The following is a 24,822-nucleotide window of genomic DNA, read 5'->3' on the forward strand; positions in this document are numbered from 1 at the left end:
GCGCCTTTCTGTGGCCAACAGGAGAAAAACCGTTGAAAAGTCTTTTTTTCAACGGTTTTTATATGACCTGCAAATTTCTCCCGGCTAAAAACTGTTTGTCACCCATTCGACAATTTTCATGGCCATCCAGGCAATGCCGGCGCCGATCAGCGGCCCGACCGCAACCCCTTTAAACAAAGAAACGGCGAGAATGGTGCCAAGCACGAGCGCCGTCGTAATTTGCGGGTCGCTCGCAAGCAGGGTGATGCCGTTTTTGGCCAGAAGCGCGACAATGATGCCGGATGCAAGTGCAATCCATGCATACGGCGATTTGAGTGATTCATACAAATCTTTAAAGCCGATCTGCCCGGTTGCAATCGGCACAAGGACGGCAATCGTAATAATGGTGACGCCCCAGTTGATCCCTTTCGACTGGACGGTTGAAAAAATTTTTGCATCCAGCCCTGCCACTTTCAAGACAAGTAGCACAATAACTGAAATGATTAACGATTGGTTTTTTGCCGCAAATCCTATCGCTAAAAGCAGCAGCAAAAACAAATACGGCTGGTACATATACATCCCTTCTTTCTTGCTGGAAAACTATTGGTGCCGGGTATCTTTCTGAACTTTTTTGGAAAGACGGAAATAGAAAATCCATCAAAAAAAGCGGCTTTTTCTTTGTTTTACGCGCCCCGCCGTGTAAAATAATAACATATTAACGAATACAGGAGGGTCAAACTTGAATTCCGTTTACATACACCGCGCGCTGCGGGGCCTTTTTGTTGCACTGTGCATCCTGGTTGGCTTTTTTGCAGTCTATCTGGCTGTAAAATACGCCTACCCGTTTATTATTGCCCTGTTGATCGCGCTTATGATCAACCCGCTCGTCAATTTTCTGGACAAAAAGGTGAGACTTCCGCGGGCGCTTGCTGTTTTGATATCCCTGATTCTGATCATTGGCGTCTTTGTCGGCATCATTACGCTGCTTGTTGCCGAGATTGTAACAGGGGCGAATTACCTTGCTGACGTTTTGCCGGAGCATGTCCAGACGCTTGTCAATTATTCGGAATCGCTTGTCACCGCACAAGTTTTGCCGCTGTACGACAAGCTGGCGGGCCTCTTTAAAAATCTCGATGCGGGCCAACAGGAAACGATCGTGCAAAACATCCAGGCAGCCGGGCAAAAGATCGCTTCTTCAGCAGGCGATTTCCTGTCCGGGCTGTTTAAAAAACTGCCGGGGCTTGTTTCCTGGATTCCAAATGCGGCAACCGTGCTGATTTTTGCCCTGCTTGCAACATTTTTCATCAGCAAAGACTGGAACCATTTGACAGGCAAAGGAAAGCTGTTGCTGCCGAAAAAAGCAAGAAAAAGCGGGATCACCGTGTTTGCCGACCTGCGCAATGCGCTGTTCGGTTTTATCCGCGCTGAATTGACATTGATTTCCATGACACTTGTCATTGTGCTGATCGGGCTTTTGATTTTGCGTGTGAATTACGCGATTACGATCGCCCTTGTTTGCGGTATTGTCGATATTCTTCCGTATTTGGGAACGGGCGTTGTGTTTGTCCCGTGGATCATTTACGAATTCATTACCGGCAGCCTGCCGCTTGCGATCGGGCTAACCGTCCTTTACATTGTCGTGATCGTGCAAAGGCAGATTATGGAGCCAAAAATTTTATCGTCCAGCATCGGAATGAATCCGCTCGCGACGCTGATTGCCCTGTTTATCGGATTTAAAACAGTCGGGTTTCTCGGCCTGATTCTCGGGCCGATTACGCTCGTGTTGCTGACCGCATTGATCCGTGCCCATGTGTTCCATGACATTTGGAACTATATTATGGGCAAAAAAGCAATATAAAAAGCGCAGAGGCCGGATGCCTCTGCGCTTTTTTTAGTTTACTTACAATACAGTCGCATGGCCGTTGTAAACCGAGCCGGTTGCCGCATCTACCGTAACTTCCTGCCCGTCTTCAAAAATGGAAACGGCTTTTTCAACGCCAACAATGACCGGAATGCCGACATTGATGCCAACAACTGCAGCATGGCTTGTCAAGCCGCCTTCTTCCGTAATCAGCGCGGCGCATTTTTCAATGGCCGGCATGATTTCTTTGTCGGTCGTTCTCGTGACGAGCACACAACCTTCTGTTGCCTTTGCGTTTGCTTCTTCAGGGCTTTCAGCAACGATGACCGGGCCGAATGCCGATTTTCTGCCGATTCCCTGGCCTTTTGCCAATATATCACCGATCAGGTGCACTTTCATCAGGTTGGTGGTGCCTTTCCCACCAACCGGGACGCCTGCTGTAATGATCACAAGGTCGCCGTGATGGACGATTTCGGATTTCAACGCTTCCTCCACTGCAATTTCAAGCATTTCATCCGTATTGTTTGCCTTTGTGCCCAATTGTGGGTATACGCCGGACACAACAGTTAAGCCGCGTTGTACTTTCGGATCGCTCGTGACAGCAATGATTGGGGCCGCCGGGCGGTATTTGGAGATCATGCGTGCCGTATAGCCGCTTTCAGTCGGCGCAATAATGGCATTCACATCAAGATTTAAAGCCGTATGGGCAACGGACTGGCAGATAGCGTCTGTCATATTATGGTCCGTGCTCTTGCTGCGCTTGTTCAGAATATCGCGGTGGTTAATTGCTTTTTCCACATGAACCGCAATATTGTACATCGTCTTAACCGCTTCAGCAGGATATTTCCCGGCTGCCGTTTCGCCGGAAAGCATGATCGCATCCGTGCCGTCAAAAATGGCGTTGGCCACGTCGCTTGCTTCCGCGCGGGTCGGGCGCGGGTTGCGTTGCATCGAATCAAGCATTTGCGTTGCGGTAATCACCGGTTTGCCGAGCGTATTGCATTTTCTGATCAGTTCTTTTTGCACGAGCGGCACCGCTTCGGTCGGAATTTCAACGCCGAGGTCGCCGCGGGCAACCATTAAGCCGTCTGATACCGCAAGGATTTCATCGATATTGTCGACGCCTTCCTGGTTTTCAATTTTAGGGAAAATTTTCACATGCAAAGCATCGTGTTCTTCAAGGAGCTGGCGGATTTCCAAAACGTCGGACGGCCGGCGTACAAACGAAGCCGCAATGAAGTCAATGCCTTGTTCAAGCCCGAACAGGATATCGCTCACGTCTTTTTCGGTGATGCCCGGAAGGTTCACGGAAACACCCGGGACGTTAACACCTTTTTTGTTTTTCAAAACGCCGCGGTTCAGCACTTTTGTAAAGATTTCACCGGCGTTTTTATCGATGGCCGTCACTTCCAGTTCAATCAAACCGTCATCAAGTAAAATTTTAGAGCCAACGTGCACATCATCAATCAGCCCTTCATATGTGACCGAAAATTTTTCCGTTGTCCCGAGCACTTCTGTCATTGAAATGACCGGTGTCATGCCTTCAACGAGCTCGAATCCGCCGTCTTTCATATCATGGGTGCGGATTTCCGGTCCCTTTGTATCGAGCAGAAGCCCGATCGTTTTGTTTTGGTTTTTTGCAGCTTCACGGATATTTTTAATCCGGGCAAGATGTTCCTCATGGCTGCCGTGCGAGAAGTTCAGGCGGCAAACATCCATCCCGTTTGCCATTAATCTTTCAAGCATTTCCACACTTTCACTGGCAGGCCCGATTGTACATACAATTTTGGTTTTTTTCATTCTATTTCCTCCTAAGAAACGTTAGATCGACAATTCTTTCGACAGCTTGTACATGTTTTTATTAACGGCGTGCGGTTTTCCGAGAATCTCAAGGATATCGTGGTCAACCAGCTGGTTATTTTGAATGCCGACAGCGCGGCCCCCTTTTCCTTCAAGCAGCAGTTCAACAGCCCTTGCGCCGAGGCGGCTTGCAAGCACGCGGTCAAATGCCGTCGGAGAACCGCCGCGCTGGATATGGCCGAGAACAGAAACGCGGGTATCGCCGATCACACCGGTTTTTTTCAATTGTTCAGCAAACTCGTTGCCGCTCATCACGCCTTCCGCGACAATGATGATGCTGTGGCGTTTGCCGCGTTTTCTCCCCTGTTCAAGACGCTCCACGATATCTTTTAAGTCAAATTTTTCTTCCGGAATAATAATCGATTCGGCTCCGCCGGCCAGGCCGGACCAGAGCGCGATATCCCCGGCATTTCTGCCCATGACTTCAATAATAAAGGTGCGTTCGTGAGAAGAAGCGGTGTCGCGAATTTTATCAATCGCATCAAGCACTGTGTTCAATGCCGTATCAAAACCGATTGTAAAATCCGTCCCCGGGATGTCGTTATCGATTGTCCCTGGCACACCAATGCAGTTAAAGCCCTGTTCCGTCAATTTTTTGGCCCCTTGGTAGGAACCGTCGCCGCCGATCACAACGAGCGCTTCAATGCCATGGTCTTTCAGCTGCCTGATCGCTTTTTGCTGCCCTTCCGGCGTTTTGAATTCTTCGCTTCTTGCCGACTGCAAAACCGTGCCGCCCCGCTGGAGAATATCGCCAACAGATCCTGCTTCGAGCTTTTGGATGTTTCCTTGAATCAATCCGTTATAACCTTGGTGAATGCCGTAAACTTCCAGGCCGTGATAAATCCCTTTACGGGCAATCGCGCGGACCGCCGCATTCATCCCCGGTGCATCGCCGCCGCTTGTCAATACTCCAATTCGCTTCATATGCTTCACCTCTGTATATGTAATTCTCATGGCAGGCCGGTATTTCAATCAAGCAAAGTAACTATAGTATCGCCAAGTCTGCCTTCGGATATTTCTAAAATACCACTTTAAAAGCATGTTCACAATCAATCATGAAAAAGTAAAAATTTTAAAAATGTGCGTTTTTGAACAAACTGTGTCGGAATAGTATGAATACGCTACCAATTCCCCAGCCTTCCCGCTTGCCAGCAAAGGGCGTTCTTTTTTTCTTTTCCCGGTTTCCATGCCGGTAAACCAGGATCTGTTTTTACGTTCCAACCACTTAGAAGAAAGGGACTAGCTGGAAAAACAGAACGCCAAACATTTTGGCTTGTATACATTGCACCGTGTAAAAAGCGAGGCAACCGGCACAAAGTCAGCCGGTTGCCTGTCATCCTTGCGGCTACTGGCGGGCAAACTGTTCGAGCGTTGAAAACACGCCGATTTTACGGTATTTTTCGTACCTTTTTTCCACCAGTTCTTCAGGGGCATATGCCCGCAACTCCTTTAATGATGCGGCAAGCACGGGGCGGATCAGCTCTGCCTGCGCTTTTGGATCTTTATGTGCACCGCCTTTTACTTCCGGAATCAGATCATCGATAATGCCCAGTTCTTTCAGCTCGGGCGCGGTCATCTTCATGGTGGCGACAGCCCGTTTTGCCTGCGATGTATCTTTCCATAAAAGCGCCGCGGCGGACTCCGGTGAAATCACTGAGAACCATGCATTTTCGAGGACATGGATATGGTCGCCGACGCCAATGCCGAGCGCCCCGCCGCTGGCCCCTTCGCCGATAATCAGGCAGATGATCGGAACGGACAGCCCGGACATTTCAAACAAATTGCGCGCGATCGATTCAGCGATGCCCCTTTCTTCCGCTGCTTTTCCCGGATACGCACCTTTTGTGTCGATGAAGCTGATAATCGGGCGTTTAAATTTTTCTGCCTGCTTCATCAGCCGTAATGCTTTCCGGTAGCCTTCCGGGTGTGGCATGCCGAAATTGCGGCGGATGTTTTCTTTTGTATCTTTGCCCCGCTGCTGGCCAATCACGGTGACAGGAAGACCCTCAAATTTTGCGATCCCGCCGACAACCGCCCCGTCGTCGCCGTATACACGGTCGCCATGGAGCTCAAGAAAATCGGTAAAAAGATATTGAATATAGTCCAATGATGTCGGCCGTTCGGGAAAACGCGCAATTTGGATTCTGTCCCATGGATCCATGTTTTCGTAAATTTCCTCTTCCAGCCGGGAAAGCCTTGCTTCCAGTTTTTCAATTTCGCTTGACAAATCGACATCCGACTGTTTTGTAAATTCCTTTAACTCGGCAATTTTACGTTTCAGCTCAATGACCGGTTTTTCAAATTCAAGTTCATTCACCATTGTAATTCACCTGCGTTTGTTGGTTGATGGATGTCCAGAATGCCTGCCAATGTTTTTTTCAGGTCATGGCGTTTCACAACCGCATCGAGCTGGCCGTGTTGAAGAAGAAATTCTGCAGTCTGGAAATCTTCAGGAAGTTCTTCTCGGATCGTCTGTTCAATAATACGGCGACCGGCAAAACCGATCAACGCGCCGGGTTCCGCAAGATTGATATCCCCGAGCGAAGCAAAGCTTGCAGTCACGCCGCCTGTTGTCGGATGGGTCATCACGGTTACCGTTAACCCGCCGTGGCGGCTGAACCTTTCAAGCGCCGCGCTCGTTTTTGCCATCTGCATTAAAGAATATATCCCTTCCTGCATGCGGGCGCCCCCTGAAGCAGTGAAAATGATAAACGGCACATGGAGCCTGTCTGCTTCTTCGATGGCGCGCGTAATTTTTTCGCCGACAACCGAGCCCATGCTGCCCATCCGGAATTGCGCATCCATGACAGCAAGCACGACCGGCCTTTCCTGAATGTCGCCTTTACCTGTCAGTACCGCTTCATTCAGGTTTGTTTTGTTGCGGTCCTTTTCCAGTTTTTCAAGGTAACCCGGAAACGCAAGCGGGTTTTTGGAAACAAGGCCGCGGTCGAACTCTTCAAACGTCCCTTCATCCAGCAGGCTTTCCACCCTTTCATAAGCGGTCATTTGATAATGGTAGCCGCAATGGAGGCAGACTTTTAAATTTTTCTGCAGTTCTTTTGTATACATGATTTTGCCGCACTTCGGGCATTTTGACATGATCCCTTCAGGAACTTCCTGCCTTGTATGGTCTGAAGGGATAGTCGCATATTTTCGCTTTTTCGGTTTAGAAAAAAAATCTTTCAGCAAATCTTACCCCTCCTGTATCTGGCACCGGAACCACCGGGCAAGCCGGCGGTTTTTCTGCCGAAGTACCGGCAAAAAAGGCGGCTTTTTTCTTCCGGCAACTGATGCTTATTTGCCAATTTCGGAAAGCTGCTTCGTTTTTTCGCGGATTTCTTCCGTGTCCACCTGAATGCGGGCGACACCGGTTTCCATCGCCGCTTTCGCAACAGCTGCCGCAACCGCCGGCGCAACACGCGGATCAAACGGGCGCGGAATGACATAATCCGCATTCAGTTCATGTTCATCAATTAAACCGGCGATCGCGTGGACGGCGGCTTGTTTCATCTTTTCATTAATATGCGTGGCGCGCACATCCAATGCCCCCCTGAAAATGCCCGGGAAGGCGAGGACATTGTTGACCTGGTTTGGAAAATCGGAGCGGCCTGTGCCAATGACTTTCGCGCCGGCCGCTTTGGCATCTGCCGGCATGATTTCCGGATTCGGATTGGCCATTGCAAAAATAATCGGATCTTTTTTCATTGACTGCACCATTTCTTTTGTCAGCGCCCCTTCCACGGAAACGCCGATAAAAACATCCGCTTCTTTGATCACATCCGCCAGGCTGCCTGCTGCTTTGTCACGGTTTGTATATTTGGCCACTTCGGATTTCACCTTGTTCATTCCGAACGGGCGCCCTTCATAAATTGCCCCTTTGGAGTCGCACATGATAATATCGCGGACGCCAAAGTTGTAAAGCAGTTTGATGATCGCGATGCCGGCAGCACCCGCGCCGCTTGCCACCACTTTAATTTCAGACATTTCTTTGCCAACGAGTTTTAAAGCGTTCACGAGCCCTGCAGCCGTTACAATCGCCGTCCCGTGCTGGTCATCGTGAAAAACAGGAATATTCATTTCCTTCTTCAGCTTTTCTTCAATGACAAAGCAGTTCGGCGCAGCGATGTCCTCCAGATTCACGCCGCCAAAAACCGGTTCCAGCCGTTTCACTGTCTCCACGATTTCATCAATATCTGTCGTATCAAGGCAAATGGGAAAGGCATCGACGCCGGCAAAGCTTTTGAACAATATTGCTTTGCCTTCCATGACCGGGAGTGCGGCTTCAGGGCCGATATTTCCAAGCCCGAGAACGGCGGTGCCGTCCGTTACGACTGCGACCATATTGCCTTTCATCGTATATTCATAGACCGTTTCCGGTTTGTCGTAGATCATTTTGCAAGGCTCAGCCACGCCGGGCGAATAGGCCAGGCTCAGATCCTTTGCATTTTTGACGGTGACTTTTGACTTGGATTCCAATTTCCCTTTGTGTTCGCGGTGCATATGTAACGCTTCTTCCCGCAATGACATGAACCTCACTCCCCCGTTTTCACTGCACGATATGCGATTTCTTATTCACAAGCCTATTAAACAATATAACATATTTAATCAATTCCGCAGCTGCGATCTCGCATTCTTTTTTTGTGAAGCCTATTAAACAATATAACATATTTAATCTGGAGAGAAAAACTTATTTCAATATGACATTCCCTTCACCAAGCAGTTCCGTGAGCTTTTCGAGGCACGCTTCCTCCGCCCGGACCCGGCTTTTTTCCGGAAGCCGGATCGTTTTCCGTTCCGCTTCATAATGAAGAATGACCGGCGAGTCCCCCGGAAAAGCGTCAAGCACCTGCTTCACTTGAACAAGCAGCATGCGGTCCTTTCCAGCCGGAATCTTTAAATATAACGTGGCGCCGGCAGGCATGAACGGGCCGGCATCTTTTAGCCCCCGGGCAATCACCTGCTTTTTGCCGTTCCTGTTTTCGACATTTCCTTCCACGACCACAATTAACCCTTTTTGGCATAACGGGCTGTATTTTTTAAAGATATCCGGAAAGACGACACATTCTATTTCATCCGTTTCGTCACTCATGTGCAAAAATGCCATCAGGCTGCCTTGTTTTGTGCGGATCGTTCTTGTGTCCGTAATGCAGGCACCAAACCGGATTTTCCTCATGCCCGAATGCAGCTTGCTTACCGCAAGCACGCCTGTCTTGTCCCAAAAAGGCCGGTACTGCCCGGCCGGATGCCCGGATAGATAGAGCCCCAAATATTGCTTTTCAAATGCGAGCTTATCCATCAGTGAAATCGGCTCGGTTTCCACATAATTCGGTTCAATGCTGAACGCTTCATCCTCAAAGAACAGATCCGCCTGCCCGTCATCCGGCTGCATAATGTCCGCATGTTCAAGGGCGACATCGATGCTGGCAAGCAAGACAGCCCTGTCTTTTCCGAATTCATCCATCGCGCCTGAAAATGCAAACGCCTCTAAAATTTTCCGGTTCAGCCCTTTCACCCGCAGGACAAGATCAAACAAGCTTTTAAACGGGCGCCGTTTTCTTTCTTTAAGCAGTTCTTTGATGGAGGCGTATCCGATCCCTTTTATTGCGGCAAGGCTGTAGCGGATGGCGCCGTTTTCCACGGTAAACGGATAATGGCTGTGCTGCACGGAAGGCGGCAAGACCCGGATCCCCATCTGCTGCGCTTCGCGAATATACTGGGCAATTTTATCCTCGTTGCCGATCACGCTCGTCAAAAGGCTCGCCATAAAATAGAGCGGGTAATGGGTTTTTAAATAAGCAAGCCGGCAAGCGAGCATGCTGTAGGCGACGGCATGGCTGCGGTTAAAACCGTAATTGGCGAAACGGACGATAAAATCATAAATAGTATTCGCCGTTTTTTTCTCATATCCTTTTTTTTGCGCGCCATTTATAAAATGCAGCCGCTGTTCGTCCAGGATTTCCCTTTTCTTTTTGCTGACGGCCCGGCGGAGCAAATCCGCCTCCCCGAGCGAAAAGCCCGCCATCTTTGAAGCGATCTGCATAATTTGTTCCTGGTAGACAATCACGCCGTATGTTTTTTCCAAAATCGGCTGAAGATCGGGATGCGGATATTCGACCGGTTTCACCCCGTGTTTCCGCTCAATATAGGCCGGGATATTTTCCATCGGCCCGGGCCGGTACAGCGCATTGACCGCGACAATGTCTTCAAATTCGGTCGGTTTAAGCCGCTCGAGCACTTTCCGCATGCCGTCCGACTCGAACTGGAAGATCCCGGTCGTATTGCCCGTACTAAAAAGGCGAAATGTCTCCGGATCATCAAGCGGCACATCCTGGAGGCGGATTTTTCTCCCCGTCCCCTTTTCGATCCCCGCGAGGATATGCTCAAGAATGGTTAAATTCCGCAAACCGAGGAAGTCCATTTTCAAAAGCCCGATTTCTTCGAGATGGTTCATCGGATACTGGGTTAAAAAAATGCCGTCATGCCCTTCCTGCACCGGGATGAGGCCCGTAAGCGGTTCACCGCTGATAATGACGCCGGCAGCATGGGTGGAAACATGGCGCGGCAATCCTTCCAAAAGCCGGGCCGTTTCAAAAAGCTTGCGGCGCTGGTCCGACTGGCCGATCCACTCCCGAAAGGCGCTTGATGCTTCATATGCTTTTTTAAGCGTCATGCCAGGCTGTGACGGGATGAAGCGCGACAACCGTTCAAGCTCTTTTGTTTCAAGGCCGAAAATCCGGGCAACATCCCGGGCTGCGGCTTTCGCGGCAAATGTGCCGAATGTGATGATCTGCGCGACATGCTGCCGGCCGTATTTTTCCGCGACATAGCGGATCATCTCGTCCCGCCTGTGATCCGGAAAATCGCTGTCAATATCCGGCATGGAAACGCGCTCCGGGTTCAAAAACCGTTCAAACAAAAGCCCGTATTGCACCGGGTCGACATCGGTAATATAAAGCGCGTATGCGACAAGGGAGCCGGCAGCGGAACCGCGCCCCGGCCCGGTAAGAATCCCGTGTTCTCTGGCATATTTCATAAAATCCCAGACAATGAGGAAATAGTCGCTGAACTGCATTTCCCGGATGATTTTCAGCTCATACTCCAGCCGGCCTGTATACCGTTCGCCCGGATTCGGCACGCGTTCGCTGAGGCCTTTGCGGCACACTTCTTCCAGGAAGGCATCCGCCGTCTGCCCGCCCGGAACCGGAAACGCCGGCAGCAGCCGCTGTCCCGTTTTGATTTCCACAGAGCAGGCATCTGCGATTTTTTCCGTATTGGCCAAAGCTTCCGGGAAATCGGCAAAAAGCTGTTCCATTTCCTGCTGCGGCTTAAAGTCGTACATCCCGCTTTCCGGGCCCGGCTGGTTTTCATCCGTAAGTTTCACCCCGGCTTTGATCGCGCGCAACACTTCATGGGCAAAAGCATCTTCCTTCTTTAAGTACTTCACATTTGCGGCAACGACTTCCGGGATGCCCAGTTTTTCCGACAGCGCATGCACATCGGGAAGCACTTTCTTAGCTTGCGCTGTCCCGTTGTTTTCAAGTGCAAGATAAAAGCTCGGCCCGAAAATTTCCTGGTATAAAACCGCAACCTCTTCTGCGCGCGGTCCATCGTCCCGCAACAGCGCCTGCTCGATTTCCCCTTCAAGCCCCGGCGTAAAGGCGATCAGGCCATCGCTGTAGGCGCGCAGCCATTTTGTGAAAATGCCGGGTTCGGGCCTCGTCTGGATGGCACTTGAGATTTTCATCAAATGCCGGTAGCCGGTTTCGTTTTTGGCAAGCAACACAACCGGATAGGCTTTGCTGGGTTCAAATTGGCTCATCACATCCGCTGTCATGCCGATAACGGGTTTGATGCCGTTTTCGCGGCAAGCCTTGTAAAAAGGGAAGGCCCCGTACATCACATTGCGGTCCGTGATCGCAAGGGTGTCATAATGAAGCGCTTTTGCGTACGCCGCCCATTCAGGGATGGAGATCGTACTTTCCAGCAGGCTGTAGGCTGTTTGGACCTGCAAATGGACAAAACGCATGTTAAACTGCCTCCTATTCGTACCTGTACATGATTCTTATTATACATGTTTTCAAGCGAGCAAAAAAGAAGATACGTTCGATTTCATACGGGCACGCATTGTCCCATATATTGTTTAGTAATGAAGAAAAGATGGGGATGGTTCGGTTGAGCGAAGGATTTTTTCCCGCATTTTTCAACAGTTATTTTATCGCGTTCGGCGTAATGTTCGGCGGCGCCTTGATCGGGGGGCTCGCTTCGTTCATTACCGGCGAGCCGCTTTTGACGGAAATTTCGAAGATTGCGCGCGACCTCCGCATCTGGGCGATCATTGCCGCCATCGGGGGGACGTTCGACACCGTTTACAGCTTTGAAAAAGGATTTTTGGAAAGCGAGACAATGGTATTGTTCAAGCAGCTGCTTTTAATTCTGTCGGCCATGGGCGGTGCCAAAACGGCCGCGCTTATTATTTCATGGATTACCCAGGAGAATGTGCTATGAGAATCCCGCCGCTTTACCGGAAACCGGGCTGGCAGCGGTTCATGGCCGGATTTATCGTGGGCGGTTGCATCAGCTGGCTTATTTTTCTGTATATGTTCGGTGTCATGCAGGAAAGGCAGGCGCAAATGATTGAACGCCAGGAAAAAACAATCCAGGATTTGCAACAGGAAAAGGCAATCTGGCAGGAAGACTATAAAAAACTCAATCAAAAAAATGAAAAGCTCCTGACCATCCAGCGTATTGACGTGAAAATCAGCAACTATGAAAAATATGATATCCACGATTCACAAAGTATTTTTGAAGCAGAAGAGGATATTAAACATGACTTAAGCCCGCTGATCGCAAAAAATTTAAAAACCGCTTATTTGAACAAAGACTTGATTATCCGCATGCTCGAAAACAAAGTCATTAAAATCAACCACCGCCGCTATACCTTCGAAGTACGAGACATTTTGTTTTACTCCGTTGTCCGCGTCCACCTGAATTTAAAGCTGGCAGACTGAAAGAAGGCAAATCCGCTTTCCCGCGGTTCTGCCTTCTTTTTTTACCCTTCCTTGCAGAGCGCGATCAAATCCTTTTTTACCGCCTCTGTCGTTTCCCACGAATGCACGGTGGCCCCGGCAGCAAGCGGATGCCCGCCGCCGCCGTATTTGCGGGCCAGCTCATTGATGGCAGGGCCTTTTGAACGGAAACGGAGGCGGATTTGGCCTTCTTCTTCGATAAAGAAGCACCAGGCTTTAAGCCCTTTAATATCGCCGAGCGTGGTGACAAGCTGGGAGGCTTCCCGCACCGTTACGCCGAATTTTTCAATCAGTTCTTTTTTCAGCACGACGATCGCCACCCCGTGCTCAAGAATGTCCAGGTTCTGGTATATATACCCTTGGAGCCTCACGACTTCCGGTTCAACCTCGTACATCTTGTTAAAGAGCGCTGTCCGGTCGAAATTGTAATGGATCAGTTCACCGGCATAGTCAAATGTTTTTTCCGTCGTGCTCGGATACAAAAACCGGCCTGTATCCCCGACAATGCCGGCAAACAGCAGCCTTGCCGCATCATCTGTCATCCTTAGCCCCTCTTCTTTCCCGGATAAGTAAAACTCATAGATCATTTCGCTGACAGAGGACGCGTCTTCATCAACCCATTGAACATCCCCATAAGCATCATGGTTCGGGTGGTGGTCGATTTTGATCAGCCTTTCCCCGAGATGGAAGCGCTGGTCGCTGATCCGTTCGCGGTTGGCGGTATCACAAACGATGACAAGCGCCCCGCGGTACGTTTCATCCGGAATCCGGTCCATCCTGTTCAAATAGGCGAGGGCCGGTTCATCGTCGCCCGCGATGTAAATGTTTTTATCCGGAAAAGACGCCTTCAGTATTTCCGCAAGTCCCCCCTGCGATCCGTAAGCATCCGGATCCGGCCGGACATGGCGGTGGATGATGATCGTGTCAAAAAGCCTGATCGTCTGTAAAATTTTTGCTTTCATCTTACTCCCCGTTTCTCTGGCAAGATTTTTTTCATTTTGTAAAATAGAAGGAAATACGGACAACTCGATTTGGAGGTGCACGATGCCGATCCTTGCCGTTTTGATTCTCGCATCTATTAGCGCGTATGTATACTTTAAACTAAAAAACATCCGCAGCCTTTTGGTGATGCAAAAAAAGGTGTTTTCCGCCAAAGCCAATATGGCGCTCGGTTCATTTATTTTTTTGTTCGGCGTGAATGAATTGTTTCTGTTCCACACTGCCGCCACTTATATCATCGCAGCCGTTTTTATCGCGCTCGGGCTTTTCAATATCGCAGGCGGTTTCAAAAGGCTGCGGTTTTACCAGCCCGAAATGCAGAAAGAAAGGGACGAATCCCGGCGTGCACCGTAAAAGGCGTGGCACGTCCCGTTATCTTTCAATCAGCTGGCACATCAGCAGGGCTTTGCCGACAAGGTTGCCCTGATTGAAGACTTCCACATCGATTTTGGCAGATTTCCGGCCGGAGTCGAGAATTTTCGGTACAATCCGGATCATGCTTTCGAGCTGGACCGGTTTGATAAAATAGACCGTTAAGCTTTCGATGATCATATCGCCTTTTTTTCTGGAGCGCAAAAAGCGGTTGGCCGTTTCGTGCACAAGTGTCGTGAATACACCGTATGAAATCGTCCCTAAGGGGTTGGTCATTTGCGGCGTCACTTCAAACTGGAAATCATCCGGATCCTCCGTTTTGGCCGATGAAGCATCGAGCTGGGTCGTGACGATATTGTCGATCGTTTCCCCGACTTGCGGCTGGCGCTGTGTCATTTGCAGCTCCTTTAAGACGTCCTGGCGGCTGACAATCCCCCTCAGCCGGTTAAAATCATCGGTCACCGGCAAGATTTCGATCCCTTCCCAGACCATCATATGGGCAGCGGATGTGACGCTTGTTTTTTCACTGACCGTAATCGGATTTTTCGTCATCACTTTCTCGATACTTGAGTCCGTATCGGTTTCCATCACGTCTTTCGAGGTAACGATGCCCGCCACCTTTAAATTGCGGTCGACAACAGGAAAGCGCGAGTGGCCTGTTTCCCGTTTTTTGCGGTACCAGTCCCGGACCATGTCCGTTGTATTCAAATAAGCCGTTTTTTCGATCGGTGTTAAAATATCTTCCACGAGAATAATTTCTTTTTTAATCAGCTGGTCATAGACAGCACGGTTAATCATCGTCGCAACGGTAAACGTGTCATAGCTCGTCGAGATGACCGGCAGCGATTTCTCATCCGCAATTTTTTTTACATAGTCTTTTGTATCAAATCCGCCGGTAATCAAAACGGCAGCCCCTGACCTTAACGCCAATTCATGCGCATCTGTGCGGTTTCCGACAATGAGCAGGCTCCCAGGATCCGTATACTTCGACATCGCCTCGAGTTCCATGGCGCCGATCACAAATTTTGTAAGCGTTTTATACAGGCCGGATTTTCCGCCCAGCACTTGGCCGTCGATAATATTGACGACTTCCAAAAATGTCAGCTTTTCGATATTTTCTTTTTTCTTCTGCTCAATCCGGATGGTGCCGACCCGTTCAATCGTGCTGACATACCCTTTTATTTCAGCATCTTTAATGGCGCGGTAAGCGGTCCCTTCACTGACATTCAGCGCCTTTGCAATCTGGCGGACTGATATTTTTTCCCCGACCGGCAGCTCATTGATATATTGTAAAATCTGTTCGTGTTTTGTCGCCATTTTTTCACCTTCTTTCCGTTTTTGTACGCTTTCAAGGAATATGTATGGAGCAATCTGTATATTTCTATTATAGATGGAAAAAGGGGAAAAGGGCAATCAGGTCCCTTTAAATAATGGAAAAGGGGGAGTGCGGCCGGCACTTTTTCAGCACATGCCGGCTGCAAGCGAACCCCTGTATTTGCCAATCCTGGACCTCTGTTACAATTCGATCGCATCTCCGGCTTTCATGACTTTGCCGTTTACGCCGTCGAGCAAATCGATAAATTTCTGCGGATCCTGCTGAATGAGCGGGAACGTATTGTAATGGATCGGCACGACCGTTTTCGCCTGCAGAAATGTTGCCGCCACTGCTGCGTCTTCCGGCCCCATCGTGAAGTTGTCGCCGATCGGCAGAAATGCGAGATCAATCGGGTGGCGTTCGCCGATTAATTTCATATCCGAGAACAGCCCGGTATCGCCAGCGTGGTAGATTGTTTTCCCTTCCGCCATCAGCAAAACGCCCGTCGGCATCCCGAGGTAAACGATTTCTTTCTTTTCATCATCCACAACCGCCGAGCCGTGGAACGCCTGGGTAAGCTTTACTTTTCCGAAATCGAACTGGTACGAGCCGCCGATATGGAGCGGATGCGTATTCAGCCCTTTCCAGGCAAAGTAATTTGCAATTTCATTATTGGCAATAATAAGCGCATTCTTTTTGCGGGCAAGCGCCTCTGTATCCCCGATATGATCGCCGTGCCCATGTGTGAGAATAATCACATCCGGGCTTTCTTCCTCCACTTTCAGGTCTGTCTGGCTGTTGCCGGTAATAAACGGATCAAAGAGTATCGTTTTGCCGCCCGTTTCCACTTTTACAATTGAATGGCCGTGAAAAGAAACTTTCATCAGCTGATCACTCCTTTTAAAATTTGTACGGCTTCAGTGGCCACTTTCATTATATTATTTCTTTGCCCCGTAATCCTGCCTGATGCTCTACATGTAGCCTCTTAACCTATTTTTTGCTATGCTAGTAACGTCTGATAAGGAGATGAATGGGATGAATAAGCGTTTGGCAAGTGTGGCAGCGTGGCTGAAAGCGGAAAAGACCGATGCTGCTTTTATTACGTCGCCTGACAATGTCTTTTATTTGAGCGGTTACCGCAGCGACCCGCACGAAAGGCTGCTCGGCATTTGCGTATTCCAGGAAAAAGAGCCGTTTCTCTTCTGCCCGGCAATGGAAGCGTATGATGCGAAAAAAGCCGGCTGGGAATATGACATTCTCGGTATCCGGGATACGGATAACCCGTGGGATTTGGTGGCTGGAGAAATACGCGGGCGAATCGGGAATGTCGATACATTTGCGGTTGAAAAAGAGCATTTGAACGTGGAACGGTTCGAAGCGCTGAAAGAACGGTTTGGCGGCGCCCGCTTTACCGCTGCTGAAGAAAAATTGCGCACGATGCGCCTCATCAAAGATGAGCAGGAACAGAAGATTTTAAGGGAAGCGGCCGCTTTTGCCGATCTGGCCGTTGAAACGGGCATCCGCGAAATTCAAGAAGGAAAAACCGAACTTGAAATCGTGGCTGCCATTGAATTTGCAATGAAAGAAAAAGGGATTTCGGAAATGAGCTTCGCCACCACCGTCCTCTCAGGTGCGAAGGCGGCTTCCCCGCACGGCGCGCCCGGCCTTGACAAAATCGAAAAAGGGAATTTTGTCCTGTTTGACCTGGGCGTTGTGCACCAAGGCTACTGTTCCGATATTACAAGGACGGTCGCATTCGGGGGGCTCAGCGAAGAAAAAACCCGGATTTACGAAACGGTATTAAAAGCGGAAGAAGCAGCCGTGGCGGCAGCAAAACCGGGGGTAAAGGCAAAAGAGCTCGACTTGATTGCACGCCGCATCATTGAAGACGCGGGATACGGCGAATATTTTACACACCGGCTCGGCCACGGGCTCGGCATCAGCATCCACGAATATCCTTCTGTCACCCATACGAATGAGCTGGTGCTTGAAGAAGGGATGGTCTTCACGATCGAACCGGGAATATACGTGCCGGGAGTTGCCGGCGTCCGGATTGAAGATGACGTCTGCATTACAAAAACGGGTGCCGAAGTGCTGACAAAGTACCCGAAAGCCTTGCAGTATGTTTAAAAAAGAAGTACAAGCAGCTTTCATGCTGCTTGTGCTTCTTTTTTTGTTCCGGCAATTCTTGCAGCCGGCTTTTGAAAACTTATTTTAAAAGCTTTTTCACATCGGTATAGGAGAGCCCGAGCGAATCGGCCACCGCTTGATACGTTACATGCCCGTTCAGCGTATTGACTCCTTTTAACAGCGCCTCATTTTCCAAAACTGCTTTCTCATACCCCTTATTGGCAATTTCCGCCGCGTACGGCACCGTCACATTGGTGAGGGCAATCGTCGATGTGCGGGCAACCGCGCCCGGAATATTGGCGACTGCATAATGGACGACATCATGTTTGATATAAACCGGATCATCATGGGTCGTGGCACGGTCTGTCGTTTCAAAACTGCCGCCTTGGTCAATCGCAATATCCACGACAACAGAGCCCGGCTGCATCGCTTTGATCATCTCTTCTGTCACCAGTTTTGGCGCTTTTGCACCCGGGATCAGAACGGATCCGATCACAATGTCCGCATCACTCACCGCTTCCGCAATATTGTACGGATTCGAGATCAGGGTTGTAATTTTGCTGCCGAAAATGTCATCAAGCTGGCGCAGGCGGTCCGGATTCAACTCGACAACCGTTACATCCGCCCCAAGGCCGATCGCGACTTTTGCCGCATTCGTTCCGGCAACCCCGCCGCCAATAATTGTAATCCTGCCTCTTTTGACGCCCGGCACGCCGGAAAGCAGGATCCCTTTTCCACCGTTATTTTTTTCAAGAAACTGTGCGCCAATCTGCGGCGCCATTCTGCCCGCCACTTCGCTCATCGGCGTCAAAAGCGGCAGCGAACGGTTGGCAAGCTGCACGGTTTCATAAGCAATGCCGGTCACTTTCTTTTTCAGCAGTTCTTCCGTAAGCCCGGGTGCTGCGGCAAGATGCAAATATGTAAATAAAATCATGCCTTCACGGAAATAGCGGTACTCGCTTTCGATCGGCTCTTTCACTTTCATGACCATTTCAAAAGACCACGCATCTTCAGCAGTCTCTACGATCCGGGCACCGGCTTTGGCATATTCTTCGTCACTGAACCCCGATGCAAGGCCCGCATTCTTTTCAATAAAAACTTCATGCCCCGCTTTGGACAGGGTCACCACGCCGGCCGGGGTCATGGCCACACGGCTTTCATTGTTTTTAATTTCTTTTGGCACGCCAATTCGCATAGAAAGTTCCTCCTCGTGTTCGTGTTTTGCCATCCGTTTTCTTATTATTGTAAGAAAACATATCAAACGGTTGAAAACTTTCCCAAACATCTTTATTGTAGCAAAAATTCCCTCTTTTTCCTATGTTTTTTGCAAATTTCTTATCCGCGGCAAGGAACGGGATACCGTTTTCATTTTTGCCTGCTTCCGCCCGTTTTGATTGAAAAATGGATCGCCGGGTTTTTTCATTTTTCACACACAAACCGGGAAAATTCTAGTAAAATAGACATGAAAGGCAGGCAGTTTATAAAGGAGATGAGTAAGATGGGCACACAATACCGGAATATTTTAGTAGCGGTAGATGGCTCCAAAGAAGCCGATTGGGCTTTTACAAAAGCGGTTGAAATCGCCAAACGGAACAAGGCGGAATTATCGGTTGTCCATGTCGTCGATAACCGGGCGCTCGCCACTTTGACGCCGATTGATTCGACATTGTATGAGCAGAACGAAAAATTCGGGGATGAGCTGTTAAGCAATTACAAAGACCGCGCCGCGGAAAAAGGGATCAAAGTCCAGACGATCATCCAGCTCGGCTCTCCGAAACTTCAAATCACAAAAAATGTCGCGCCAAAAGTGCATGCGGATTTAATTGTGTGCGGCGCAACCGGTTTAAATGCAGTGGAAAGGCTCCTAATCGGAAGCGTTTCCGAGCATATTGTCCGCACTTCCCCCTGCGATGTGCTCGTTGTGAGAACGCCTAAGGAAGAAGAAGGCAAAGCGGAAAATTAAGCAAAAACCAGCCTTTTACGGGCTGGTTTTTTAACGGCCGCTTTTTTCTGTTAAAAACCGGTATTGATAATATTTCTCTGCAATTTCACAAACTTTTTTAGAAAAATAGTAGTTTGTAGCAGCCCCGATGGCCATCCCGGCCCAGCTGTTTTCTCCCCGCTTTTTCGGCCGGAGCAGCGCCAGAAAAGCGAGCTTACCGGCATGCCCGATGGCCCCCGGCCACAAATAGCGGTGGAATAACTTTTCATTCCCTGCATAGAAGCCGGTTCCGCGCGCTTCCAGCTCATCCATCAATTCTTCCCAGAGCGCATATTTCACCATGTCCGGGGCAGCGGCCATCAGCACGATTTTCAGCGCCGCCACGAGTCCGCCGGGCGATTTTGTTTCAAATCCGTAAGCTGCACCGGTGAGCTGGACCGCCCGGAGATTCACAGCCAGCAGGAAAAACGGGTCCGCCGCGGCAAAAACGGCTTTCCCGGTTCCGCTCAATGCCCCTTCGAAGAGTGAGAGACGGCGGTATTTTGCCTGCTGCCGTGCCGCAATAAACCCTGCCTGGTCGATGGTAAGTTTCCTCATATCGGGAATCGTTGCGACAGAACTGTCAAAGAGACGCCCCGCAGCAAGTATTTTTTCGATCTCATGCCCGTAAGGCAGATTTTCATCGGCAAATGAACAGATTTGAAACAAAACGGCATCTATTTTTTCATGGATATTTTCCAGCGCCTCATCCGGAAAATTGGCAAAGAGCGCATCCAGTTTTTGCTTGCGCCCGCCCCCTTCTTTTCCGGCCGCTAACAGCTTCTCCGCCCAGTCGTTGATTTCATCCAGGACTATTTTTTCCCTGTCTGTCCATTCCGCCATTTTCGATCCGCTCCCAAACTCTGTTTTACAGCCATTATAACATAAATTCCATGCACGGCTGTCCGTTTATGTTATGCCAAAGCGCTTCCTGAAACGATTTATTCGGGCACGGGCAGCAGAGAAAGCAAGCTGCCGGCGCCGGCCGGCTTCCGCGGTCATGAAGACAGCCGGACAACATCGCGTGCGATCATCAGCTCTTCATTAGTAGGGATAACGAGCACTTTTACAGGGGAATGCGGATAATTGATAAACGCTTCGGTCCCGCGGATCTGGTTCAGGGTCGGATCCCAGTAAATGCCCATAAATTCCAGTCCCGTTAAAATTCTTGCGCGGATGGCATCGCTGTTTTCCCCGATGCCGGCTGTAAATATAATCGCATCCACGCCGGCCATTTTCGCCGCATACGACCCGATGTATTTATGGATGCGACTTGCAAAAATGTCAAGCGCCAGTTCAGCCCGCTTGTTCCGCTCGAGTTCTGCCGCCACCTGGATATCGCGCAAATCGCTGGAAACGCCCGAAATGCCAAGAAGCCCGGATTCTTTGTTTAACACTTCGAGCACTTCTTCCGCGGTTTTGCCTGTCTTCTCCATAATAAACGGAATCAGCGCAGGATCGATATTGCCGGAACGCGTGCCCATCGTCACACCGGCCAATGGCGTAAAGCCCATGGACGTATCGATTGACCGGCCGCCCTGGATCGCCGCAATGCTTGCCCCGTTGCCCAAATGGCATGAAATCAGGCGCAGCTGTTTAAGCGGCCTGCCGAGCAGCTCAGCGGCGCGCATCGCTACATATTTATGGGAAGTGCCGTGAAACCCGTATTTGCGGATCCGATATTTTTCGTAGTATTCATAGGGTAGGCTGTATAGGAAAGCACTTTCCGGCATCGTTTGGTGGAAAGCGGTATCAAACACGGCCACTTGAACCACATCCGGCAGCACGGCACGGAACGCCCGGATCCCCGTTGCGTTCGCCCGGTTATGAAGCGGCGCGAGTTCCGCCAAATCTTCAATTTGCGCGAGCACCTGGTCATTGACGACAGCAGAATCATTGAATATTTCGCCGCCGTGCACAACCCGGTGGCCCACGCCTTCTATTTCATCCAAAGACCGGATAATACCGGTTTCCGTTAATTTATTTAATAAAAACTGCACGGCAACTTCATGGTTCGGAATATCGGTAATTTCCTTCACCCTGTCCCCGTTTACCGTAATGGAAAACAAGGCATCGTTTAACCCGATCCGTTCAATCAGGCCTTTCGTTATAACGCTTTCATTCGGCATATCAAATAATTGAAATTTTAAGGAGGAGCTCCCCGCATTAATTGCCATAATTTTTGCCATTGCTCGTCTTCCCTTCGCAAAATCAAATGAACCCTTTTATTTTTTTAAAATAGTGATCTCATTTTCTCATTTTGCCATTCTATCCGGTTTTTTTCAACCGGTTTTTGGTTCCGTCTCCCGGGAACATATAAAATGATACCATAAAAACACAAACAAATGGGGGCCGGAACGCAATTTCCTGCTTTCCGGCCCCCATTTTTCCCAATTCGTCAAATTTTGCCGCTTTGGATATTTTCTTTGCACCAGGCGTCCATTTTTGCCATCAGCTGCCTTAGCGCCCCCTCGTTGGACAGGGACGGGAGCGACGCCAGCAGCACTTGTTCCGGCGCCTTCACGCCTTCCGCTTTCTTGCGGATGACAAAAATGCTTTTGGCAGCCTGTTCGTTTTTGAAGATGGTCATCGGCAATTGCAAAATCGCCTGGATATCCGCCTCTTCTTTTAAAAACCGGCGAAGTTTCGGGGCTTCTTTTGTTTCAAATAATCCGTTTGGGATGAGAAAAAATAAAAATCCGCCCGGGCGCGCCGCTCTCAGGCTCTGCTCGATAAACAAATGATGGGCGTACGAATGCCCTTCATCTGCCTTCAGCTTGTAATCTGCGGCGCCCGCATCATTCGGGTAGTATCCGACCGGCAAATCGCAAACAACGATATCAACAGGGTCAATGAACAATTGGGACAGGGCATCCTGCGTAAACAGTTCGATTTCATGGTGCAGAAGGTTCGCCCCCGTGTATGCGAGCCGGATCAAAACATCATCGATATCCACGCCGTAAGCAGTAATGTTTTTCCCGCTGAGCTGGTTCAAAATGGTCACAAGCAAATTGCCGGTGCCCACCGCAGGGTCCAAAATGGAAAATGTGCCCATATTTTCTGTAAACTTGCCGATAAAATAGCTCATCAGCAGTCCGATCGAATCCGGCGTCATTTGGTGGTTTGCCTGGACGTTTGCTTTCATCCCCTTCAGGATGGCGAGCTGGTAGGCTTTCCGGATTTGCTCGCGGGTAAAGTCCCCGAGGCGGACCGTTCCGTATAGGTTTTCAAGGCGTTTTTCATCGCGCGCATCAATCCCATTTTGGCGGATGCTTCCGCTGAATAAGTTTTCCCCGGTCATCGCCACGGCTTCCAGGTACGGGACAGAGAGGCGATTTTCCAAGATTTGCGCGGATTCGTTAAAAACGGTAAAAAGGGTTTCAACAGGAGAGGCTCTCATTCATTCTCCTCCTTCATATTCTTCTTCCATATAAAATCCCCGATGGAGATCGGGGATTTTATCGCAGTATAGCAAGCGCTCTTCGCTTTTCTTGACGCTTTCAGATACCTGTTTTACTCTGCATCTTTTGCGGCTTGCAATGCTTTTTCGTAGTCAGGATGGTTGGTGCCTTCGCTTACATATTCCACATATGTAACCGTATCATTGGAATCCACGACAAATACGGCGCGGGCAAGCAGGCGAAGTTCTTTCATCACAACCCCGTAAGCTTTGCCGAATGACAGGTTGCGGTGGTCGGACAACACTTTTACATGGTCGAGCCCGGATGCCGCACACCATCTTTTTTGAGCAAAAGGCAGGTCACAGGAGAAAGTATAAACGTTGACTTCTTTCCCGAGTTTTGCTGCTTCTTCGTTAAAACGGCGCGTCTGTGCATCGCAAACACCGGTATCAATCGACGGGACAACGCTGAAGATGCGGACGCCGCCTTTTGTATCCGAAAGTGTCACCTCATTCAAGTCATTATCCAGAACCGTAAAGTCCGGTGCCTTATCGCCAACTTTTACTTGTGTCCCTTCCAATGTGACTGGATTCCCTTTAAATGTAACCGAAGCCATGAAATACCCTCCTTATTTTTGCCGGGGCTTACAATCCCCGTATTTCAGCTGTACTCATACCTTATCATACTGGACAACGAAAAAAATTTCCAATTTAAAACCCGCGAATCATGCGGGTTGTTAAAAATCAAGATCCTGTTTTTGCTGGTTGGCCGGCTGTTGCCCGCCATTTTGGCCGTTTTGTTTCAGCATGCTCTGGATTTTTTCGATAACGCCCGGTGCGACATCCATAATTTTTTCAATCAGATGCGTGTTTTGGTCCAGATGCAGCATTTTCACGCCTTGTGCGCCAACAACCAAAAAGGCAATGGGCATAATCGAGACGCCGCCGCCGCTGCCGCCCCCGAAAGGCAGCTCTGCCGGGCGGGATTCGCCGCTGCCGCCGGATCCGGATGGCCCGTTAAATTGGCTGCCGCCTGCCGCAAACCCGAAACCGACTTTGGATACGGTTAAAATGACGCTTCCATCCGGCGTTTCCACCGGATCCCCGATAATCGTATTTACGTCAATCATTTCTTTTAAATTTTCCATTGCGGCCGTCATCAGGCCTTCAATCGGATGTGAACCCATTGTTGTTTCCTCCTGTCATTTGTTTCTGCCGGGATTTAAGCATGCCGGCCGTTTTCCGGCTCAGAAACCGGTGTAAGCGCGATTTCCGCTTTTCCTCCCCGCCAGTATTTCAGCATTTTAAATGCGGCTATTATAGCTTTCCCGATCTGGACTTTCACCATACATTTTAACTGTGTTTCGGAAATCGGGTACTGGAAAAAGGGCGTAACGGAAAGGACAGGATCCGTTTTTACACGCAGATGTGTGGTAATGAGGCTTAAGATCCCCCCTTTCACCGCCCAGATGCTTCCGGCGACAATTCCCGTCCACGCGGCATCATGCAGCCCGATTGCTGTATGCCATTCGAATTTTCTTAACTGGACATTGCGGATGAACTTGCCTACAATCGCCTTTAAACCGATGACGCGCTCCGCAATTTTTTTCACATCTTCAATCCGCTGTTCGAGGACATCCGGCGTAATGTTCCTTTCCTGCTCTGCATGTTTTGTCTCTTTTTCATATACGACACCGGGTTTTTTCCGGTCCACTTTCACTGCCGGGATTTTCACGGTATAGCAGATGATGCCCCACACCCTGATTTGGATAAAAATTTTATCATCATCTAAGCGGTGCCCGTATTCAATAAGGACGGACAGGGAAGAGAACCATACAATCGCAGTGATTGCGGCAAGTGCGAAAAACGCGGATAGCCACCATATCATTTCCATCATCA

24 protein-coding genes are annotated in these 24,822 nt (G+C 49.6%); 6 read left to right on the top strand and 18 right to left on the bottom strand.

What is annotated here, in order from left to right; genetic code table 11:
* Nucleotides 1-84: 84 nt before the first annotated feature.
* Entirely contained in the window at nucleotides 85-552 is a 468-nt protein-coding gene (locus tag NSU00_RS10250; RefSeq protein ID WP_014097750.1) for a DUF441 domain-containing protein, read from the bottom strand.
* A 166-nt stretch (nucleotides 553-718) separates the two neighbouring features.
* Between NSU00_RS10250 and ytvI the strand changes: the two genes are divergently transcribed.
* Complete coding sequence (gene ytvI, locus NSU00_RS10255) at nucleotides 719-1,837, top strand: sporulation integral membrane protein YtvI (protein WP_340703640.1); 1,119 nt, start codon at nucleotides 719-721, stop codon at nucleotides 1,835-1,837.
* Nucleotides 1,838-1,879: 42 nt separating this feature from the next.
* Here the strand turns inward: ytvI and pyk are convergent, their stop codons facing one another.
* From pyk to dnaE, 6 genes are all read right to left on the bottom strand, one after another.
* Nucleotides 1,880-3,640, bottom strand: coding sequence for a pyruvate kinase (gene pyk, locus NSU00_RS10260; protein WP_340703641.1), 1,761 nt, complete (start codon nucleotides 3,638-3,640; stop codon nucleotides 1,880-1,882).
* 21 nt (nucleotides 3,641-3,661) lie between these two features.
* Nucleotides 3,662-4,624: a 6-phosphofructokinase gene (gene pfkA, locus NSU00_RS10265; RefSeq protein ID WP_029141413.1), complete on the bottom strand. Its 963-nt coding sequence runs from the start codon at nucleotides 4,622-4,624 to the stop codon at nucleotides 3,662-3,664.
* A 421-nt stretch (nucleotides 4,625-5,045) separates the two neighbouring features.
* Nucleotides 5,046-6,020, bottom strand: a complete 975-nt coding sequence (gene accA / locus NSU00_RS10270) for an acetyl-CoA carboxylase carboxyl transferase subunit alpha (RefSeq protein WP_340703642.1) — start codon at nucleotides 6,018-6,020, stop codon at nucleotides 5,046-5,048.
* Nucleotides 6,014-6,889: an acetyl-CoA carboxylase, carboxyltransferase subunit beta gene (gene accD / locus NSU00_RS10275; protein ID WP_013859921.1), complete on the bottom strand. Its 876-nt coding sequence runs from the start codon at nucleotides 6,887-6,889 to the stop codon at nucleotides 6,014-6,016. The genes accA and accD overlap by 7 nt, the downstream gene beginning before the upstream one ends.
* A gap of 105 nt (nucleotides 6,890-6,994) precedes the next feature.
* Complete coding sequence (locus NSU00_RS10280; RefSeq protein WP_041819251.1) at nucleotides 6,995-8,227, bottom strand: NAD(P)-dependent malic enzyme; 1,233 nt, start codon at nucleotides 8,225-8,227, stop codon at nucleotides 6,995-6,997.
* 160 nt (nucleotides 8,228-8,387) lie between these two features.
* Complete coding sequence (dnaE, locus tag NSU00_RS10285; RefSeq protein WP_340703643.1) at nucleotides 8,388-11,726, bottom strand: DNA polymerase III subunit alpha; 3,339 nt, start codon at nucleotides 11,724-11,726, stop codon at nucleotides 8,388-8,390.
* A 146-nt stretch (nucleotides 11,727-11,872) separates the two neighbouring features.
* On the opposite strand from dnaE, the gene NSU00_RS10290 reads away from it, so the two are divergent.
* Complete coding sequence (locus NSU00_RS10290) at nucleotides 11,873-12,205, top strand: YtrH family sporulation protein (RefSeq protein ID WP_013859924.1); 333 nt, start codon at nucleotides 11,873-11,875, stop codon at nucleotides 12,203-12,205.
* Nucleotides 12,202-12,708: a sporulation membrane protein YtrI gene (gene ytrI, locus NSU00_RS10295; protein ID WP_017554745.1), complete on the top strand. Its 507-nt coding sequence runs from the start codon at nucleotides 12,202-12,204 to the stop codon at nucleotides 12,706-12,708. The genes NSU00_RS10290 and ytrI overlap by 4 nt, the downstream gene beginning before the upstream one ends.
* A 41-nt stretch (nucleotides 12,709-12,749) precedes the next feature.
* Here the strand turns inward: ytrI and NSU00_RS10300 are convergent, their stop codons facing one another.
* Nucleotides 12,750-13,688 carry a DHH family phosphoesterase gene (locus NSU00_RS10300; RefSeq protein ID WP_340703644.1) on the bottom strand — a complete coding sequence of 313 codons (939 nt, stop codon included), beginning with the start codon at nucleotides 13,686-13,688 and terminating at the stop codon, nucleotides 12,750-12,752.
* Between the two features lie 82 nt (nucleotides 13,689-13,770).
* On the opposite strand from NSU00_RS10300, the gene NSU00_RS10305 reads away from it, so the two are divergent.
* The gene (locus tag NSU00_RS10305; protein WP_195850575.1) at nucleotides 13,771-14,079 is read left to right on the top strand and encodes a YtpI family protein; all 309 of its coding nucleotides are present in this window, start codon (nucleotides 13,771-13,773) and stop codon (nucleotides 14,077-14,079) included.
* Between the two features lie 18 nt (nucleotides 14,080-14,097).
* Here the strand turns inward: NSU00_RS10305 and NSU00_RS10310 are convergent, their stop codons facing one another.
* Complete coding sequence (locus tag NSU00_RS10310) at nucleotides 14,098-15,414, bottom strand: CBS domain-containing protein (RefSeq protein ID WP_340703645.1); 1,317 nt, start codon at nucleotides 15,412-15,414, stop codon at nucleotides 14,098-14,100.
* A gap of 198 nt (nucleotides 15,415-15,612) precedes the next feature.
* On the bottom strand, nucleotides 15,613-16,296 hold the full coding sequence (locus NSU00_RS10315) for a metal-dependent hydrolase (RefSeq protein ID WP_013859929.1): 684 nt from the start codon (nucleotides 16,294-16,296) through the stop codon (nucleotides 15,613-15,615).
* 151 nt (nucleotides 16,297-16,447) lie between these two features.
* On the opposite strand from NSU00_RS10315, the gene NSU00_RS10320 reads away from it, so the two are divergent.
* Nucleotides 16,448-17,542 carry a M24 family metallopeptidase gene (locus NSU00_RS10320; protein WP_061575649.1) on the top strand — a complete coding sequence of 365 codons (1,095 nt, stop codon included), beginning with the start codon at nucleotides 16,448-16,450 and terminating at the stop codon, nucleotides 17,540-17,542.
* 79 nt (nucleotides 17,543-17,621) lie between these two features.
* Here the strand turns inward: NSU00_RS10320 and ald are convergent, their stop codons facing one another.
* Together ald and NSU00_RS10330 are read right to left on the bottom strand one after the other, a co-directional pair.
* On the bottom strand, nucleotides 17,622-18,737 hold the full coding sequence (gene ald / locus NSU00_RS10325; RefSeq protein ID WP_340702784.1) for an alanine dehydrogenase: 1,116 nt from the start codon (nucleotides 18,735-18,737) through the stop codon (nucleotides 17,622-17,624).
* Nucleotides 18,709-18,972, bottom strand: a complete 264-nt coding sequence (locus tag NSU00_RS10330; RefSeq protein WP_142918780.1) for a hypothetical protein — start codon at nucleotides 18,970-18,972, stop codon at nucleotides 18,709-18,711. The genes ald and NSU00_RS10330 overlap by 29 nt, the downstream gene beginning before the upstream one ends.
* 68 nt (nucleotides 18,973-19,040) lie before the next feature.
* Here NSU00_RS10330 and NSU00_RS10335 point away from each other — a divergent pair, with 68 nt between their 5' ends.
* Complete coding sequence (locus NSU00_RS10335) at nucleotides 19,041-19,505, top strand: universal stress protein (protein WP_019720725.1); 465 nt, start codon at nucleotides 19,041-19,043, stop codon at nucleotides 19,503-19,505.
* 30 nt (nucleotides 19,506-19,535) lie between these two features.
* Here the strand turns inward: NSU00_RS10335 and NSU00_RS10340 are convergent, their stop codons facing one another.
* From NSU00_RS10340 to NSU00_RS10365, 6 genes are all read right to left on the bottom strand, one after another.
* On the bottom strand, nucleotides 19,536-20,366 hold the full coding sequence (locus tag NSU00_RS10340) for an EcsC family protein (protein WP_019720724.1): 831 nt from the start codon (nucleotides 20,364-20,366) through the stop codon (nucleotides 19,536-19,538).
* Nucleotides 20,367-20,521: 155 nt separating this feature from the next.
* Nucleotides 20,522-21,712: an acetate kinase gene (locus NSU00_RS10345; protein ID WP_340703646.1), complete on the bottom strand. Its 1,191-nt coding sequence runs from the start codon at nucleotides 21,710-21,712 to the stop codon at nucleotides 20,522-20,524.
* 209 nt (nucleotides 21,713-21,921) lie between these two features.
* Nucleotides 21,922-22,923 carry a class I SAM-dependent methyltransferase gene (locus NSU00_RS10350; RefSeq protein ID WP_041819254.1) on the bottom strand — a complete coding sequence of 334 codons (1,002 nt, stop codon included), beginning with the start codon at nucleotides 22,921-22,923 and terminating at the stop codon, nucleotides 21,922-21,924.
* 113 nt (nucleotides 22,924-23,036) lie between these two features.
* The gene (gene tpx / locus NSU00_RS10355) at nucleotides 23,037-23,540 is read right to left on the bottom strand and encodes a thiol peroxidase (protein ID WP_340703647.1); all 504 of its coding nucleotides are present in this window, start codon (nucleotides 23,538-23,540) and stop codon (nucleotides 23,037-23,039) included.
* A 120-nt stretch (nucleotides 23,541-23,660) separates the two neighbouring features.
* Nucleotides 23,661-24,110, bottom strand: coding sequence for a GerW family sporulation protein (gene ytfJ / locus NSU00_RS10360; RefSeq protein ID WP_118497765.1), 450 nt, complete (start codon nucleotides 24,108-24,110; stop codon nucleotides 23,661-23,663).
* 35 nt (nucleotides 24,111-24,145) lie between these two features.
* A complete protein-coding gene (locus tag NSU00_RS10365; RefSeq protein WP_340703648.1) occupies nucleotides 24,146-24,820 on the bottom strand; it encodes a DUF2953 domain-containing protein in 675 nt (224 codons plus the stop codon).
* Nucleotides 24,821-24,822: the final 2 nt, after the last annotated feature.

This window comes from Weizmannia sp. FSL W8-0401 (assembly GCF_038009125.1).
Taxonomy (GTDB): Bacteria; Bacillota; Bacilli; order Bacillales; family Bacillaceae_C; genus Weizmannia; species Weizmannia coagulans.